This is a genomic window from Pseudoalteromonas tunicata (assembly GCF_002310815.1).
Taxonomy (GTDB): Bacteria; Pseudomonadota; Gammaproteobacteria; order Enterobacterales; family Alteromonadaceae; genus Pseudoalteromonas; species Pseudoalteromonas tunicata.
This window is the reverse complement of the sequence record NZ_CP011033.1, coordinates 379,171-397,786: the sequence shown is the minus strand read 5'-3', so window position 1 is coordinate 397,786 and position 18,616 is coordinate 379,171. Positions and strand designations below refer to the sequence as shown.

Here is an 18,616-nt window from a genome sequence, read left to right as displayed (position 1 = left end):
CGCTTCGTCATGATAGTTCATTTATTCTACGATACAATAGTTTTATGAATATTTTTTTTATTTTGACTCTTAAGTCCTAATACGAGTAAAAAATACCTTAATCTAACAATAAATCACGATTGCTTGGCCAAGGCCAAATGATAACGTATTATGCTAAAGGTTAGCGTGGCTGTATTAAAAAGGAAAAGGCATGTTCGTTGGTCATGGTAAGTATCATTTTGCTATTGATCCCCCATTTTTGTATCTGGAGTTATTTGAAGGATTTAATAAAGAAGGGGTGATCCAATTTCGCAATGCCATGTTTTTGGAATATCAAAAGTATCCGGAAAATGCGATTCATTATGCAATTGTCAATTTAACTCATTGGCAATTAGGAACCGCAGATAGCATGGAGCAAGGCCGTAAAATGTTTGAAAATATGGCAATGCGCGGTTATACCAATGTCGATTACCTCGCCAATGGTAATTCAATTGCAACGTTTTACCTTAAAAAGCTCTGGCAAGATTTACCCGTTAAAGTTAATTTTTTTGACTCAACGGAGCAATACCTTTCGCAATATCCTGAACGGAGATCCTTGATCAAGCAATTTAGCGAAAATTAACCCTCCAGCCCATTAAAGTCTTGTTTAATTAATTTTGCGACGGCTTGTACTTTAACGTCATCCCTTAAATCTTTATGATAAACAAACCATAAAAAATTTTCATTTTTGCATATTATAGTGTTAACCCTTTGCAAACCACTGCCCTTAATTACTTTGGCATCATCAATCGGCCCTATGCCTATGCCATGTTCAATTGCCGATTGAATATCAAAAAAATGATTACTTTGATAACTAATACTTTGAGTCGCTAAAAGCGGATAAATATCCCTCACAAAAGACAAACTTTGCTTGCGTCCACTTGGCATCACCCAAGTATGCTCATTAAACTGCGCTTCACTTTCTGGCAATCCTCGGCGAGTAATATAACTTTCTGCGGCATAATACGAATAGGTTAAAGGGCAAATTGCATTGGCGATTAAATCAGCTTGAATATCAGTGCCTTTACCAGCTCGAATTGAAATATGTGCACCACCACTTTCTAACTTTACGATATCGTTACTGACATCTACCAATAAACGCAGTTTAGGATATAGCTGCTGACACTTTAATAAAATAGCATGTAAAAAAGAGGAGTACTCTGGCAGTGTGGTAATTTTCAAGGTGCCGTTAATTTCGCTTTTATGCTGAGTTAATGAGCTTTGAAAATGATGAAATCGAGTTTCGATATCTGGCATAAAAGCCAGTAATTGTCGCCCTGCATCCGTTAACTGATAGCCTCTTTGATGACGTAAAAATAACTTACATTCAAGTGCCTTTTCGAGCTGTTCAATACGTCGCAGTACTGTTGAATAGTTAATACCATAAAATTCTGCCGCTTTACTGAGCGAACCTAGTTTTGCTGCTTGATGAGCGATTTTGATATCGTCCCAACTAAAATGACTCATTTAATCCCTTCGGTTTTGATTATGCAAATTTGCATAACTATTATGTACGTACCCATATTACACACAAAGTTACCAACTGTTAACATAGTATCTGCGTTTGTTTATTCGGAGTAACGCTATGCAGCAGCGTATTGCAATTATTGGTGGTGGAATAGCAGGTTTAGCATTTGCTGTTTATTATAAAAAGCTCGGTGGCCGAGTCGACATTTATGAGCGCAGTGCGCTTTCAGGCCGCGAAGGGTTAGGCTTTATTATGCTCGAAAATGGCCTTAATGCACTCAACCAGCTTGGCATGTTAGATAAAACCCGCAATTGTGGCTATACGCTAAGTGGTTGCAATATCCGCGACCAGCATAATACAAATTTACAATCACACGCGTTACCAAACAGTTTTGCAACTACCCGAAAAGCCTTTATTGATTGCTTGCTAAGCCAAATCCCAGCACAGTGGTTGCATTTCAATTATCAATTTAGCCACTTTGAATTTGAGCCTGATGGTCATGCGAGTACCGCAGTGTTTGAAGGTAACAAACGCATTCAAGCCGATATTTTTTTAGGCTGTGATGGCGGACGCTCTAAAGTGCGCCAACAGATATTTCCAACGGCCCAAACATCACACGGCAAAGTAAATGAACTCGTATCGATTATTGATGATGTTAATTTAGTTAAAGACTTAAATCGACATTTTGTGAAATATAAACTGCAAGAAGGCGGGCTTGCAGTGGGTATGGTACCAGCAAGTTCAGAGCGTATTGTCTGGTTTATTCAATTTGATAACCAAAAATATCAGCTCACAGGTCAAAGCCAAAGCGACATGTGGCAATTTGCCCAGCAAACCGTAGGTCATTTTCCAAAACCTGTGCAACACCTAATTAAATATACTGATTTTAATTGCTCCCATTTATGGCAAACCCGTTATTTAGAACCCATAGCGCAGTATTTTCACCGCAATATTGTTTTACTTGGGGATGCTGCCCACGCTTTATTGCCTTTCACCAGTCAAGGGGTGAACTCTGCAATGGTCGACGCCATTGAGCTGGCAAGTAGCTTAATTGATATTAGTGCCGAGCTTGTCCCTTTGGCTTTGGCTCAATACAGTAAAAAACGCAAACTACTAGCAGATTGCTATTTATCTCAAGGTATTGTCTTACAAGATGAATTTTTGCAGTGCCACCATCATGAACAAAAAATACCGTTTGCTTTTTAATCACTTTGCCTAGGATTTGTATGAAGAACTTATTTGATGCCGAAAATGTACCGTTACTATTATTAAAAGAGCGCGCATTTAATTTTCGCTGGGCTGAAACCGCACCTGATGTCATCCCTCTTACGGCTGCCGATCCTGATTTTCGTGCTGCGCCTGAGATCAGTCGTGCCATTGCCGAATATGCATTAGACGGGGTATTTTCATATGGCCCACATCAAGGACTTAATAGTTTTAAACAGGCGCTCGCGACCGGGTTATTGAAACGCAAAAACTATCATCTGTTTCCAGAGTTAATTCTACCGATTGACAGTGTCGCCAGTGCAATGTACGCAGTCGCTCGATGTTATTTACAACCAGGTGATGAAGCTATTATTTTTGATCCCGTTGATTTTTTATTTGAACAAGCCGCCCTTGCAGCTGGTGCGTCAGTAAAACGCTGCCCGTTTGATGAGCAAAGAGGCGCATTCTGTTTCGAACAACTGCCAAAACTCATTAATAACCGTACTAAGTTAATTGGGGTATGTAATCCACACAATCCGCTTGGCCTTATTATGAGCAAAGCTGAACTTGAGCAGCTCGCTCTACTGGCACAAAAACATAACTTAATAATTTTAAATGATGAGATCTGGTCAGATATTGTCTACCCCGATCAACAAATGACCAGCTTTCATCATTTATCCAACGCTCTACAACAGCAGGTTGTGACTGTGTATGGTTTTTCTAAATCATTTGCACTAGCGGGGCTTAGAGTCGGGGCTATTTTTGCGCCTAATCAAGCACATTATCAAGCGTTGGTGAACGCTGCTAATGTGATGACCACCGCAGGAGGTGTGTCTACTTTATCGCAAATTGCCGCCACTGAAGCCATTTTAAATTGCTGGTATTGGGTTGATGCGTTTATTGCTCACCTAACGCACTTGCGCGATTACGCAGTAACGCGTTTAAACCAAATGCCAGGCATACAATGTCGTATCCCTGCAGCTACTTATTTATTATTTCCAGATATCCGTGCAACAGGACTTTGCGCCGATGAATTTGTTAAAGAGTGCCTAAAAGATAAACTGGCAATTGTACCTGGTAATGAACGCTTTTTTGGCCCTGCGGCAAAGGGGCACGTTCGAATTTGTTTTGCGACCAGTTTTAGCATTTTGCAACAGGGATTAGATCGCATGGAAACCACATTAATACGTTTAGGAGTAACCTCAAATGCAGTGTGATAGTGAACAAGGATGTGTTTTACCTAAAAGCCAGCAACCTCACAGTGCAAAGCCAAGCCATTTAAATGCAGCTGATGTTGTTTTTGTTACCGACCCAATTTGTTCACATTGTTGGGCGATAGAGCCAGCTTGGCGACGCTTAAATTGTAATTTTAGCTTTACTACGCGTTATATTCACGGTGGTTTGTTACCTAGTTGGCAAGGATTTGGCGATGCTGGCAACGGCATAAGCGGCCCACTTGACGTTATTCCTCATTGGCAACAAGTAGCAGCTCATTATCAGCAACCCATTGACCCCAGTGTTTGGCGTACCGATCCCATCACAAATTCCTATATTTTATGTAAAGCAGCCTTGGTTGCCCGTCAATTACAGCCTCACAGAGAAAGTGATTTTGTGCGTTTTATGCGAGAGAAAATATTTCTTTTAGCGATAAATCTATCAGATGAGCAAAAGCTATTAGCCTGTGTGGCCGAATTTGGCTTCGATGTCGATACGTTCCAAAGCCTATTACACAGTGCATCCATTAGCAGTTTATTTTTACGTGAACAACAAGAAATGCTAGCACTTGGTGCCAGAGGTTTTCCTTCGATTATATTTTTATCTCAATTTCCAGAACGAGTGGTCGGTTCGGCCAGTTACGTTGCATTAGAAAGAGCGCTACTGCTACAAAATAATCACAAAGTAAAACCGCTTCAATTAACTGATGAGCAAAAATTGTTACGTTACCCTAGTTGGACACTCAAAGAAGCCACTGAAGTATTGCAATGTGCCAACCAACAAGCACGTGAGCTGTTAAACGCGCTTAACTTTAATCACAGCATTATTGCCCAAGGAGATTTTTGGCAAAAATAGGTTTGTTCCCCAAGGGGCTAATCCTCATTGTACTGATTTGCGATGAGGACAATCCCCCTTTTTCAGCCGCTTTGCTCAATGAGCATACGAAGCCCCTTTTTGGCTGAGAGGTGAGTACCTTATGTACTCACCTTTTTTTTATTCTCAAAACAACAATATTTTAAAACCAATTAAAATTAATACGATGCCGCCTAATCGCTCAGCATGACTTTCTAAATAAGTGCCACTTTTATTGCCTATCAGTACCCCTAACCAACTAAAGCCAAAGGTAATAACGCCAATTAATGCACATGCCACAAATGGATTCACTGCTAATAAAGTCAATGTAAAACCGGCCGCCATCGCATCCACACTGGTAGCAATCGCTAAAACCAACATCACTCTGTGGGTAATTTTGGCTATATCTTCTTCAATGCCTTCGGAAAAAGATTCGTAAATCATTTTGCCACCAATCAGCACCAATAAAATAAATGCGACCCAGCTAGCATAAGCCTGCATCCAACCTAACAACCCTTTTCCACCTAAATAACCAATGAGTGGCATCACCCCTTGAAAAAAGCCAAAATAGCCTGCCGCCATTACAGCGAGGACACTGGTTTTTTTCTGATGTTTTGACCCAAGGCCAATGGCAACGGCAAATGCATCCATACTTAACGCAATTGCAAGAATAATCACTTCGACCACTTATTACCCCTTTAGCCTGCTCAATGCAGCAAAAATAAGGCAGTATAATATCAAGGAATAAAGAAGATTAGATAGACAATAATCTTAATTGTCTATTGAAAGAGTGGCTAAAATGCAGCCTTAAAGACTTAAACTACAAGCAGGTTTAAATTTTAGACATTTTAAAAAAAACACCGTCCCATAAACTGTAACTAAATTGATGATTAGCTTGAATAAGTACAGCTCCCTTGGCTGAGATTTCAAATGGGCATTTAATATCAAGTATCGTGACTGTATCCGTTTGAATATCCAGCATCTCAAAACTGACTCGATAGTCTGAATAAAATTGCGCTTCGGTTAAATCAACTTCAAGGTAACGGGGTTTTTCGCATTGCCAAGTACGAAAAAAAGCTTTTTCACTGCGTAAAGTCGCTTTTCTGCCAACCCAATTTTGCGCTTCGTTTATATCCATAGCTGTGATCCCAGCAAAGACCATATCAACGACTCGCCATTGCCCTAAGTACCACGACTGCGCGCTAGCATCACTACAAAAAACGAGTGCCAAGCAAATAATTCGTTTAACCATTTGTTTATCCTGATAGAAAGACTCGGTGTCCTTTTACAGTATTAGCGATTATTGGTGATTTACGAATATTAATTTATCAGTTTCGAAACCGAGTGCCTGGGCTTGGTCAGTAAATTGAGTTATCACTTCAGGTGACAGTGTTTTTGTCCGAGCCAACAGCCATAAATAATCAAGATCGGGGCCTGAAACAAACGCATATTGATAATTAGATTTATCCAGGCCAAAAATAACGTATGAGCCATAAAAAGGGCCAAAAAACGATACTTTTAAATAACCAAGATCAGAAGACTCAACAAAATAAGCCCGGCTATTAGCCTCTTGCCATTGCTGTTTTTTCAACGAAAAACCTCGATTAATTACATTGACGCTGCCATCGTCTTGCAAAACATATTCAGCAGTGACTTGATCTAAGCCGCGTTCAAAAGAATGGTCGAGCCTTGCCACTTCATACCAAGTCCCTAAATATTTATTTAGCTCAAAATCATCAACAGGCTTCACACCTTGAGGCATCCCCACGCATCCACTGAGCATTATTATTAAAAACAGCAAGAGGTAATGGTTAATTTTTATCATTTATGTCAAATCCTTAGCGTTAATTAAGTCGTCATTACTGATTCTATTGATAAGCAGATCACCACTAAAACCATACTATTTCACTGTAAAAAAAAACCAGCCTCACTCGGCTGGTTTTTAATATTTATCATTATTCATTAATTTCAATATTTAATTATTGACCAACTACATCAACAAAATAATGGTTAGTGCCATCAATTTTTTCGCGCACCAGACCATGAACATCTGTCTCAAACCCTGGGAAACGCTCGTTAAATTCACGAGTGAACTTTAAATAATTGATAATCGTTGTATTGAAACGCTCACCTGGCACCATCAATGGGATCCCCGGTGGATACGGTGTCACTAACATCGCGGTAATGCGCCCTTCTAGCTCATCAATACTGACACGCTCAATTTCACGGTGAGCCATTTTAGTCCATGCATCGGCTGGTAACATCGCAGGCTCAATACTGGAAAGGTACATATTTGTTGTCACTTTAGAAATATCAAACTGCTGATAAATCGCGTGGATCTGCTGACACAAATCTTTTAAACCTACTTTTTCATATTGAGGATTGCGCTCTACAAACTCAGGTAAAATACGCCAAAGAGGTAAGTTTTGGTCATAATCATCTTTAAACTGTTGTAATTCAGTGACCATTGAATTCCAACGACCTTTAGTAATACCAATGGTAAACATAATAAAGAATGAATACAGGCCTGTTTTTTCAACCACAATACCGTGTTCAGCCAAATATTTAGTTAAAATTGTAGCCGGAATACCTGTGGCCTCAAAGCTGCCATCAGCACCAAGTCCAGGGGTAATAATGGTCGCTTTAATCGGATCGAGCATATTAAAGCCAGCTTCAATATCACCAAATTGATGCCAATCATCTTGTGCTTTTACTAACCAATCTTCACGGCCACCAATGCCACTTTCTGGCAGATTTTTTGGTCCCCAAACGCTGAACCACCAATCATCGTCACCAAATTCAGCAGCGACTTTGCGCATCGCTCGGCGAAAATCAATCGCTTCAGATAACGATTCTTCAACCAAAGCTCGGCCACCAGGTTGCTCCATCATGGCAGCTGCAATATCACACGAAGCAATAATTGAATATTGCGGGCTCGTTGATGAATGCATTAAGTATGATTCATTAAATCTATGGGTATCAAGTGGACGATTTTTAGCATTTTGCACCAAAATTTGTGATGCCTGAGAAATACCAGCTAGTAGCTTATGGGTTGATTGCGTTGCAAATACCACCGCATCATCAGAACGCGGGCGTTCATCGCCACCAATGGCATGCATATCTTGATAAAACTCATGAAACGTCGCATGGGGTAGCCACGCCTCATCAAAATGCAGCGTATCAACATACGAACCAAGCTCTGCTTTAATTTGTTCCACATTATAAAGTACGCCATCGTAGGTACTTTGGGTAATGGTTAAAATACGTGGATTTTTATTTTTAGCTTTAGACGCAAACGGATGGGCATCAATTTTAGCTTTGATAGACTCCGGTGAAAACTCATGTTTTGGAATAGGCCCAATAATGCCGTAATGGTTACGTGTTGGCATTAAAAACACCGGAATAGCACCGGTCATGATGATCGAATGTAAAATCGATTTATGACAGTTACGGTCAACTACGACAATATCACCCGGCGCAACGGTAGAATGCCAAACAATTTTATTCGATGTTGAAGTGCCGTTAGTAACAAAAAACAAATGGTCGGCTTTAAAAATTCGCGCCGCATTTTGCTCACTTTTAGCAACTGGGCCTGTGTGATCAAGCAATTGGCCTAACTCATCAACCGAGTTACAGACATCGGCGCGCAGCATGTTTTCGCCAAAAAACTGGTGGAACATTTGTCCAACGGGGCTTTTCAAAAATGCCACGCCACCTGAGTGACCCGGACAATGCCAAGAGTAAGAACCATCGCTGGCATAATTCATTAGGGCTTTAAAAAACGGCGGTGCTAAAGAATCTAAATATTTTTTTGCTTCACGGATAATATACTTGGCCACAAAATCAGCGGTATCTTCAAACATATTAATAAAGCCGTGTAGTTGGCGCAGTACATCATTTGGAATATGTTCTGCGGTACGCGTTTCACCATAAAGAAAAATAGGGATATCGCTATTGCGACGGCGCACTTGCACAATAAATTCACGCAGTGCGACTAATGCGTGCTCAACTTCTTCAGCAGTACCGGTTCCAAACTCTTCATCATCGATAGATAAAATAAAACACGAGGCACGACTAGCTTGCTGTGCAAACGCACTTAAATCGCCATAGCTAGTAAAACCAACAATTTCATAACCTTGCTCGCCAATCGCGTGGGCTAAATCGCGAATGCCAGATCCTGAAATATTTTCAGAGCGAAAATCTTCATCGATAATTACTACGGGAAAACGAAACTTCATTCTTGATTCCTTGAAGTGAGTAGCTGAATTATTCATGCTCTGAATTAAAAAAGAGACAAGCATGGACTTACATTGGGCTTAATAATTGTTTTCACAATTAATACACTATAAGCCCATTCTTTTTATGATGTGCAGTATATACCGAACCAAATACAATGCACGAATAGTTATCTAAAAAAATTTAATAACCATGCATTAGTTTTACAGTTAAAAGCTGATTGCGCATAATCTGCACATTTTATTAGCATAACTCGGTGGAAATGTTCCAAAGTACTATTTTAAGCGTTTAACCCCTGAAAACTTGCCATCATTAATCGCATTGAGCAGATCAGTAACTGCTTGACGCTCAAATGGACTAAGCGGTGTCTGATTTAAAACTGGTGCCTGCTCGATAAACATCATTTGCCCTGAAAGTTGTTGGCTAAGTGCCAAGGTCTTTGCCTGTTGGCATTTAAATTTATTCATTAACTCGAGGACGTCACTGTCTTGTGCTGGAAGCAATTCACTAGGAGTTGTACTCAGTGGCGCTATTGTTTTGTTGATTTTTTTCATCTAAAAATCAGGCCTAGCAAGATATTAAAAAACGATCATACATTACTGCGCAGCCTTAAGAGAACGAAAAGCCTTAAGCTCCATTAAAAGCCAGGTTTTGCTTGGAATAACAGTTTGATTTGGGCAATGCACTAAGTACTCCCGACCCGACATGCTACTTTTGGTTGCACTTAGGGCAATAAAATCCTCTGCGGTTTTTATCTCTTTTTTATAATAGGCATATTTTTTTTCGATGTGGGCAAGCGCTTTTGGCCCCAAATGATATTCCCCATTGCGTTCATATTGGCAATGGGTACTTGCAACAAAACCCAATAAATGATTAATTTCGTCTTGCACAGCTGCCAATGAAACTTGGCTATAAAACAGTAAACTGACTATTCCCAAGCTCATTTGATACAAGTGATGACTCCATTTTTGTGTTATTAAGCAGTGAACCAACAGTAATTTGTTCAATGAGTGTTGGTTCACTTACGATTGTCTCAATTATAGCGCTTAAATCAACTGATGCAGCAAGCGCTCTGCACGCGGTAAATAATAATTATCAGCATCTAACGATACAATAACGTTAAGTGCTTTACCTTGAATTTGCGCTTTAGGAACAAAACCATAGACCCGCGAGTCTGCACTGTTATTTCGATTATCACCAAGCACTAAATATTGACCTTCTGGCACTGTAATGGTCGAAAAATGATCCATCGAAGTGTTTTGTCCAACCCATTGCAGCGCATGAGCTTTTGTTGGTAGTTGTTCAATTGCCAAAGCAGGATCCGCGCTTTGCAGATAATGGATGACTTTGCCGTTGATCACCAGTTGATTATTCATCATCGCAATTTTGTCACCTGGTAAACCAATCACTCGCTTTACCAGTCTGGTATCGGCGGCAATCGAATTAATGATCACAATATCGCCACGTTCAGGATTTGCTATTTTTACAATTGGAATATCAGTGAAAGGTAATTCAAGTTGATAGGCCATTTTATTTACAAAAATCCGGTCACCTTCAACTATGGTCGGTTTCATTGAGCCTGTCGGCACTACATACCAATCGGCCACACTGCTGCGCGATATACATAACACCACCACAAAAACCACAAAACCAAGATTAGCTTTAAACCAGGCTCGCAAACTAGATTTCTTATTTATCATGCAACACTCCTTATCAAATTAAGTATTGAATCTGACAGGCTGTCAAATAGATAGTTCAGTCTTGTAATATGTTTAATTGATTATTTAAGTTGTTTAATTGTAAGGATATATTACAAGTTTATCCGTTATCTTTTTACAAAAAAGCCCAGCCAAAGCTGGGATTGTGTCACAGCCTGAAATAGATTTATTATCAAGTAGTGAGGTTCATTTAAATACTATTGAGGCCTAAAGGCTTTAATCTCGCTGATACAGGGCTTCGATAGTGCTTGATGCAATTGTATTGGCATTGATCATATAGCCTGCTAGTGCACCCGATGCATCAGATGGTAAATCAAGCTTTTCAACAGACAGCGCATGGATGGTAAAGCGATAATGATGCACACCATGGCCAATAGGTGGGCACGCACCGCCAAACGCTTTTACGCCATAATCATTACCCACTTGATGTGCATTTTCGCCAAGCAAGGTGCTTTTTACGCTACCCGCACCACGGGGTAATGCTCGTACGTCTTTTGCAATATTAACCACTTGCCAATGCCACCAGCCACTGCCTGTTGGCGCATCTGGATCATAGGCAGTGATAGCAAAACTTTTGGTGCCCTCTGGCACATTTGACCACGTCAAATGGGGGGATAAATCATCACCACTACAACCAAAACCATTAAACTCATGAGTTTTAGCCATCAACTTGCCCGTTGCAATGTCTTGGCTGCTCAGAGTAAACACATCAGCCATCGCAGGCAGCGATAAACTTAACGATACAAGTACAGTGGAAATAAATGATGTACGCATAAAAAATTCCTTCTAACTATCAATAAAGTAAGTATCAATAGTCTAGCCTGTCGCTAAAGAATAACTAGTCTTTAAACCGTCAAGTTTTCGCCCGAAACCGCCATTTGGGTTTTACGCAATTGAGAAGGGGTTAAGCCAAATCGATATTTAAATCGCTCGCTAAAACGCGATTGTGATTGATAACCACACACGTTTGCAATCATGCCTATTGATTTACGGGTACTTTGTAATAAATGTAACCCTTGACCAAGACGCACTTGGTCTTTTATGTCCTGCAATGTGATACCTTCGGCTTTTAATTTACGTCTTAAAGTTGATTCGCTCATGGCAAATCGTTGGCATAATGATTCGATTGTTACATCAAGCTCTTGGTCATTAGCAATAACGAGATGAATTTGATTGCTAAGACTATGACTGTGAACTAACCCTGCAATGTTGCTATGGCCTAATTGAAATAGTAAATGCACAATTTCTTTGCGCCTCATTGCCCACATTGCTGGCGGGGCAATATGCGCCCATTCGACAAATTGCGCTAAACACGCCGATAAACGCGAGCAAATCTCGCCAAAACAAAGCCCATAACTTTGTGTTTGGTTTAGTTTTATCCCTTCAAAATCACTTATTTCGAATTCGATTAACAGCGCACAGTACTGTGAGCCTATTGGAATATTACGCATACTCGTTGTCGGACTATTCGATAAGAAAACAAACTGACCTGCACTACAGGTTAACTGCTGTTCACCATCTAACTGTTTATCGCCACTTAATACGGCAATCAACATAGGTTTTACAATAGGCACATTTAATAAACGTTGTTCAAATACTGACGAATAAACCGCATAAGGCAAAGGCTCAACATCACTTTTATGGATTTTTATACTATTGAGCAGCTTGTTCATATGTGTCCTTCTTCTACATGGAAGCTAAATAACTCCTGCTATTGAAAAACACTCACAATAAAAAAGCCACTCAAATTAAATACCTTGAGTGGCTTTATGCTATTACAAATTTTAGAAATTAAAATTTATACGAAAGTGATAAATACAATCTTCTTGGAGTTTGGAAATTCAACGGCACTAAGAAATCTGGATTTTTCGCTGTTGAATCACGGCCAAAGTCACCTTGAGGCTCAACACTTACCGTTTTCTGTGCATTAAATACATTTAATAAACGAGCGCGTAACGACAATTTATCATCTGCCCATGTCGGTGTGTATTTGAACGATAAGTCAGTATTAAATGTCCATGGTGTACGACCATACTGTCCTTTTGTAGTTAACTCACGTTCACCAGCCTCATTACGACAATAAAACGAAGACGCTGAATAACGCGCCAAACGATCATAAGTGATATCTTCTGGTGAATTTGATGGGAAGTTTTCAAATTGCTCATATGGCACGAAACCTAAACAATTTTTTGCTTGCCCTGATGTTGCATTAAAGCTTAACGAAACAATGATTTCTTGCGTTAACTCATAAGAACCATAGGCTTTAAACGCATGACGACGATCGTTTGGTGTATAGCCATAAGTATTTTCTTGGAATAAACGATGATCGAAATCTTGTGTAATGCCTGGATCATCTTGGCCTAAACCAGAGTTAACATAGCCTTCAACATTACCTTGTGACTTAGACCAAACATATGAGCCACCCAGATTCCAACCATCGACAAAACCGCGGTTAAATGACAACTCTATCGCTTTATAATCACGTTGGTATTCAGGTAATCCTAAATAACTATTTGGCACGGTTACATCTTCAACAGTACCATCGTCATTGGTATCAACTTGGAAATTCAAATCCTCACCCGGATTGAGTACGATACAACTTGGGATGTCATGCCAATCCATCTGATTGTAACCTTGATCGAGTGCCCATTTATAAATATCACCTGGGCTACAGAAATCATCCATACCATTTTTAATTTTACGATAAATGCCCTTTATACCGACGGTCCAATTTTCGAAAATCTCTTGTTGATAGCCCAAAATAAATTCATCTTGAAACATAGGACGAAGATCTTGCGACACAATTGAAGCCGGGTTTGGTGCTTGTTTATTTTCAATATTAGCGTCGCCTATATCACCGGTAATATTAGGCACCCAAGTACGTTCATCATAACCATCATAATAATGGTAAGATACATCACGATATTCTACCCCTGATAATCGCTCATTAGTATTACCAGGGACTGGGATAAAATAACGCCCTAAACTAGCAAACAGTTTTTTCTCTGAATTGCCATCAACATCCCACGAAAAACCAAAACGAGGCGCTAACTCATTTTTTGCATCCACAAAAGCGGCGCCTTCTGAGTTTTCATTTTTAAAACTTTCCCAGCGCAAACCTGCGTATAACAATAAATCGTCACTCACTTGCCAACTATCTTCGATATATATAGCTGAATTGACTGATTTATATTCTGCTGAAAGCTTAGCGCCATCCCAAATACGTACATACTTAGTGCCTGGTTCGAGTTCAACACCATTGACTTTAGTAAATGCATGATTTAACGAACCCACTTCAAAATAACGATAATATTTACGGTCATCACCCACATATACCCAACCACGGTCAACGTTGGTTAAACGCTCTTCATCAAAACCAAAACGAATTGAATGATCGCCTAATTGGTATTCACCATCAATTCGGATAGCAGTTCTTGCTGAATATTCTTCTGGTGTATCTGGATCTAAAATATCCACCGTCCCTTCATTCCAACAGCCACGATGCACTAAACCTCGCGCATTTTCACTTGAATCCCAAATACGGTTACAACTAGTATCAACACCATCTGGTACTTCAGGACTGTCTTTATCATTAACGGATTTCAAATCACCCAACATTACTGATAAAGAAAGATTATCGGTCAATATCCCGGTATATTTAGCAATAGCAATGTGGCCACCACTTTCACGGTCAAATGTTGAACGGTGCTCACCATGCTCACCGGTATAAGGCACACGGTATTCAGGGTCAACTGCTGACTTTGGATTATCATAAATAGTGCGTTTTTCTGTTTTTTTGTTGTACACACCGGTAAATTCAAAAATATGCTCATCCGATAAATACCAATCTACTTTAACCAATCCTTGTGGTGAGGTGCGTTTTATATTACGACTTTCATTTTGAAAATAATCGTCGTACTGATTATAAAATCCTTCTAATGCCGCAAAAACAAAAAGCTTATCTTCAATCAGCGGTCCACCTGCTGTTAATACATAGCTAGTTGCATCTTGGGTATTCGCTTTACGATATTTTAAATAATGGGCACCATAAGGATCGGACAGTGTATCTTGATTTAACGTTTTAACATCTTTAGGTTCAGCACGTAACGCATCTAAATTGGTATGGACTGATGCAGAAAACTGCCATTCATTAGTCCCTGACTTTGTAACTTGGTTAACCACACCACCTAAAGAGCGCCCATATTCGGCACCATACCCACCGGTTTTTACTTGTTGTGAAGCAATGGCATCAAATGGGATATTAGCAAACGATAATAATTTACGGCTATCGGTAATATCAAAGCCATTTAAGTAATAACCATTTTCAGCTACTGATGAGCCACCAAAAGATGCAAGATTGCCAAAACCTGAATCACCTTGCACTGTACCTGGCGCTAACAATGCAACCGAGGTTAAATCACGTCCAACAGGCAACAGCTCAAAATCACTGGCCGAAAACACGCTAGTAGACTCAACCGATGTTGTATCAATTGACGATACTCGTGCACCGACCACGGTAATGCGTTCTGTGCCCTCAAGGTTAATAATTGAGCCAGTTCCTACATTAATAATGACTGAATCGGTATTACCTAAGCTATCTATAACGGTATATTGTCCAACCGGTAGGTTTTTGATATCAAAACGGCCATCTTCACCAACGCTTACTTTGCGTGATAACCCTGTATTGTCATTTTTAATCGTTACCACAACACCAGCTTGCGCCTTACCATACGCAGATCCAAATGCGTTATTGGCGTATGCATTTGGTAAACTCAATAGACAGGATGCAACTGCTAGCGCTGTCATTGAACGTTTAAATTTCCAAGTATTATTTTTCATAGTTAAATTGTCCCTAATAGATTTTATTATTTTTTTACCTTCTTTATGTTTTTATGCCCATCAAAAGTAACTATCCACACCCTCAAGAAACAATAAAAGTATGTCTAAGCATTACTGAATGTAACAAAATACAACCAAAGGAAACAAAATAATAACATTGAGGATTAAAAAAGGAACAGATGAAACAATATTTTAGTTGTTTATTTCAATAAAGTTATATTCATAACCATCAAGTTAAAGGCAAAAAAACAACGTCTGATATAGCTTTTTAGCTGTAATATGCAAATACATAAATAAAATCAGGTAACAGCATGGTTTTAATACCATAATTTAAAAAAAATGACCTCCTTAACTTCACAGCATTTGAGAGGCCATTTACACCTATTTCGGTTACTCGTAACGGTAACTGAGCGTTACACCGGTAAATGTTTTATACGCAAAGATGCCAAAAAACCAGTCTGTGGCCGCAGGATTATTAATAGTACAGGTTTCGCTATTACCATTTTTATAAGGTCGGCATTGATAGTTGCTGCTTGTGGGTTGAGCATCACTTTGGACATATAAGTCTGCGTCACCGCTGCCACCTGACATGGTTACGGTTAATTTACTCACACCACTTGGTACTGAGATACTTTTATATAGCCAATTATCGGCTGTGGCAGATAAATCATTAAATAAATCACTGCCTCCTGGCTCCCCACCTGAATCACTGTTGTCGTATTTGGCCACCAAACTCACACCACTAAAGGTGCTGTAGGCATTGAGCATCACATGATAGGTACCTGTTTGGATATTACTAACGACACAGCTTTCTGCATTACCATGTTCATAAGGACGACAATCGTAATTATTAGTAGTGGCTGGAACATTAAATTTTATATATAAATCAACATCTCCACTGCCACCTCGGGTACTAAAGCTGAGATTTTGTGCGCCCGCTGGCACTTTGAAGGTAAACGCCAATTGCTGGCCTTTATTGGCTGTAAGATTAGTGACTGCTTGATTATTGATAAGCTCAGAGCTCGGAGGATCAACAGGATCAGTCGGATCGGTTGGCGCTGTATCAATAATGGTTTTACCAGACGCAGTCTGGATAAGTGGCAATACCTCACCAATACCGTTTGCAAGCCACCAATCGACATTATCAGGCAAAACCAGTGAGTCTTGCGCACGCTGCTCACGACTCAGGGTTTGTGCACCAGAACCAAATTGGGCAGTGCGTACCGCAAGGGCATCACTAGTCACGCTTATCACTTTAAATTGTTGAATACTGGCTAAATCAAGCGTCCATGAACGTGGGTTATTTGCAGAGCGTGCAGGTGCGCCCCAACTGCCCTCACCAACGAACACAGTGCCGCCCGATGTAGTTTCTACAAAGCCACTGCCGCTGGGCTTAATTGCTTTGGTGAGTTTGTTAATATGAGTATCGGATTCAACCACCAAATTCATGCCATAAGTATAAAAGTGATTCGCCCACCAATTATAGAGGGTGGTATTGTCTGATTTACCAGTGTAGTGCGGATACATAGGTTTATGGTACTGCGCAAAACGCCATTTAACACTACTACCATTAGCCGCTAAATCTTGCTGCAACCAAGTATTCATCGCTGAAGCATAACTCGCCCAACCGCTATTTTGAAATTGGCTATTGAGAGTGTACACCTTAAGTAACGGCGAAACCTTAACCGCACCAAAGGTGTCATTAGCATTACATTGGCCATTGTTATCGTAATCAACACCAAACACTTCACATAAAGTATTAAAGTTATTGTCTTCATGATTACCATGAGTGGCAATAAATGGATAAATCCGTTTATAACTTGTACCTGCAATGTTGTCATTGGAAAACGTCAACTGCCAATCATCCAAATAGCTGTTCATTTCAGAGGCTGAATTTGCATTGGTATAATCGCCCCCATGCATAATAAAAAGCGGACGAATTTTAGCAATTAAGCTATTACCTTGACGCCGAGTTGTCCAACCAGTGCGGGTGTCTCCACCTGCGACCATCACAAATGGGCTGTTATCAGTTGGGGCCGTTTTAAACCACAAACGCTCTCCACAACCACTATCATCACAAATTCGATAATAAACCGAACTGTTGCTTGGCAAATTAGTTAATTTAACAAAGTGGCTCACTAAACTACCTGCAAACGTACGACTCATAGTAACTGGCTTTGTTGACCAATTTTGCTCATTGGTATCAAAACCATATTTTAGCTGATGATTTTGACTGCCCGAGGGACTAAAACCAATAGTGGCTTGGCTGCTTGGGTTGGTATCCCAAATCAACCTATGTTGCTTACTGCCTGCATAAACATTGCCTGCTAACGCAAGTAACGCTATGGCAAGCACGGACTTATGGCGCAATGTCATTGTGTGCTCCTTTTAAATCAAAACAGCCATTTTTAGTGGACTCTGTTTTGTGGTGAATGAACTGTTGTATTAATTCCTTTTGGGTTCACATCACTGACCAGCATCACAAAAGCAGCATTACGATAAGGTAAGGTAACAACACTTCCTTGACTCATATTGATGGCAATAGCGCCTTGTTTCAAATGTTGGTAAATACCCGATAAAGGTTGATTTGCATTAGATGTCCAATAATCGCCATGTTTAAGATGCAAAAAATAATCAGTAGCAACATGCACTTGACCTACTCTGTCATGGTGTTGCAACAAAGCTGTTAACTCTGCTTGCGTAGGCAACCGCCATCCTTGCACCCCACACAATTGAGTTTGATTACTGCGATTAATTAAGTCTGTGGTATCACATCGCGCTTGTTCAAAATAGCAATCGCCACTGTTAGCTTGACCTTGCTGGGCAATAAACCACGAGTACGTCCAATCACCATCATGAATCGATTCATCATTGGTTTTAACTTCCCAAAGTAGATGTTGTTCTAGGTCATAAACACAGCTCCAAGGTCCTTGCCAAGCCGATAACTTTACGCCCGCACGGTTAATTTTTTGCCAGCGGCTATCTTGCGTTTGTAAAGGGAGCGAATGATCGCGATAACTCAAAAAACCAATCAGTCCTAGCAGCATAAGTGAAAGTAACATGC

The 18,616-nt window shown here is 40.1% G+C and carries 17 protein-coding genes; 4 read left to right on the top strand and 13 right to left on the bottom strand.

Annotated features, from left to right (window positions below; translation table 11 throughout):
• Window positions 1-190 precede the first annotated feature (190 nt).
• Window positions 191-601, top strand: a complete 411-nt coding sequence (locus PTUN_RS19350) for a hypothetical protein (protein ID WP_009837040.1) — start codon at window positions 191-193, stop codon at window positions 599-601.
• Here the strand turns inward: PTUN_RS19350 and PTUN_RS19345 are convergent.
• Window positions 598-1,485: a LysR family transcriptional regulator gene (locus PTUN_RS19345; protein ID WP_009837041.1), complete on the bottom strand. Its 888-nt coding sequence runs from the start codon at window positions 1,483-1,485 to the stop codon at window positions 598-600. The genes PTUN_RS19350 and PTUN_RS19345 overlap by 4 nt on opposite strands.
• A gap of 118 nt (window positions 1,486-1,603) precedes the next feature.
• Between PTUN_RS19345 and PTUN_RS19340 the strand changes: the two genes are divergently transcribed.
• The 3 genes from PTUN_RS19340 to PTUN_RS19330 are packed head-to-tail and all read left to right on the top strand — an operon-like array spanning window position 1,604 to window position 4,762.
• Window positions 1,604-2,692 (top strand): FAD-dependent monooxygenase, encoded by a 1,089-nt coding sequence (locus PTUN_RS19340; protein ID WP_009837042.1) that lies wholly within the window; start codon window positions 1,604-1,606, stop codon window positions 2,690-2,692.
• A 20-nt stretch (window positions 2,693-2,712) separates the two neighbouring features.
• Window positions 2,713-3,909: an aminotransferase class I/II-fold pyridoxal phosphate-dependent enzyme gene (locus PTUN_RS19335; RefSeq protein ID WP_009837043.1), complete on the top strand. Its 1,197-nt coding sequence runs from the start codon at window positions 2,713-2,715 to the stop codon at window positions 3,907-3,909.
• The gene (locus tag PTUN_RS19330) at window positions 3,899-4,762 is read left to right on the top strand and encodes a DsbA family protein (protein WP_009837044.1); all 864 of its coding nucleotides are present in this window, start codon (window positions 3,899-3,901) and stop codon (window positions 4,760-4,762) included. The genes PTUN_RS19335 and PTUN_RS19330 overlap by 11 nt, the downstream gene beginning before the upstream one ends.
• 144 nt (window positions 4,763-4,906) lie before the next feature.
• Here PTUN_RS19330 and PTUN_RS19325 read toward each other — a convergent pair whose 3' ends face one another.
• From PTUN_RS19325 to PTUN_RS19270, 12 genes are all read right to left on the bottom strand, one after another.
• A complete protein-coding gene (locus PTUN_RS19325) occupies window positions 4,907-5,446 on the bottom strand; it encodes a manganese efflux pump MntP (RefSeq protein ID WP_009837045.1) in 540 nt (179 codons plus the stop codon).
• Window positions 5,447-5,591: 145 nt separating this feature from the next.
• The gene (locus PTUN_RS19320) at window positions 5,592-6,011 is read right to left on the bottom strand and encodes a hypothetical protein (protein ID WP_009837046.1); all 420 of its coding nucleotides are present in this window, start codon (window positions 6,009-6,011) and stop codon (window positions 5,592-5,594) included.
• Between the two features lie 48 nt (window positions 6,012-6,059).
• A complete protein-coding gene (locus PTUN_RS19315) occupies window positions 6,060-6,584 on the bottom strand; it encodes a lipocalin family protein (RefSeq protein WP_040643475.1) in 525 nt (174 codons plus the stop codon).
• 154 nt (window positions 6,585-6,738) lie between these two features.
• The gene (locus PTUN_RS19310; protein ID WP_009837048.1) at window positions 6,739-8,997 is read right to left on the bottom strand and encodes an arginine/lysine/ornithine decarboxylase; all 2,259 of its coding nucleotides are present in this window, start codon (window positions 8,995-8,997) and stop codon (window positions 6,739-6,741) included.
• 273 nt (window positions 8,998-9,270) lie between these two features.
• A complete protein-coding gene (locus tag PTUN_RS19305) occupies window positions 9,271-9,549 on the bottom strand; it encodes a hypothetical protein (RefSeq protein ID WP_009837049.1) in 279 nt (92 codons plus the stop codon).
• A gap of 42 nt (window positions 9,550-9,591) precedes the next feature.
• Window positions 9,592-9,939, bottom strand: a complete 348-nt coding sequence (locus tag PTUN_RS19300) for a DUF5329 family protein (RefSeq protein ID WP_009837050.1) — start codon at window positions 9,937-9,939, stop codon at window positions 9,592-9,594.
• A gap of 102 nt (window positions 9,940-10,041) precedes the next feature.
• Window positions 10,042-10,695 carry a signal peptidase I gene (gene lepB, locus PTUN_RS19295; protein WP_009837051.1) on the bottom strand — a complete coding sequence of 218 codons (654 nt, stop codon included), beginning with the start codon at window positions 10,693-10,695 and terminating at the stop codon, window positions 10,042-10,044.
• A gap of 234 nt (window positions 10,696-10,929) precedes the next feature.
• A complete protein-coding gene (locus PTUN_RS19290; RefSeq protein WP_009837052.1) occupies window positions 10,930-11,487 on the bottom strand; it encodes a YbhB/YbcL family Raf kinase inhibitor-like protein in 558 nt (185 codons plus the stop codon).
• A gap of 71 nt (window positions 11,488-11,558) precedes the next feature.
• Complete coding sequence (locus PTUN_RS19285) at window positions 11,559-12,386, bottom strand: helix-turn-helix transcriptional regulator (RefSeq protein WP_009837053.1); 828 nt, start codon at window positions 12,384-12,386, stop codon at window positions 11,559-11,561.
• 118 nt (window positions 12,387-12,504) lie between these two features.
• Window positions 12,505-15,552, bottom strand: a complete 3,048-nt coding sequence (locus PTUN_RS19280; protein WP_009837054.1) for a TonB-dependent receptor — start codon at window positions 15,550-15,552, stop codon at window positions 12,505-12,507.
• A 390-nt stretch (window positions 15,553-15,942) separates the two neighbouring features.
• Window positions 15,943-17,928 (bottom strand): pre-peptidase C-terminal domain-containing protein, encoded by a 1,986-nt coding sequence (locus PTUN_RS19275; protein ID WP_009837055.1) that lies wholly within the window; start codon window positions 17,926-17,928, stop codon window positions 15,943-15,945.
• A gap of 32 nt (window positions 17,929-17,960) precedes the next feature.
• Entirely contained in the window at window positions 17,961-18,614 is a 654-nt protein-coding gene (locus PTUN_RS19270; protein ID WP_198138420.1) for an Lcl C-terminal domain-containing protein, read from the bottom strand.
• Between the last annotated feature and the right edge of the window lie 2 nt (window positions 18,615-18,616).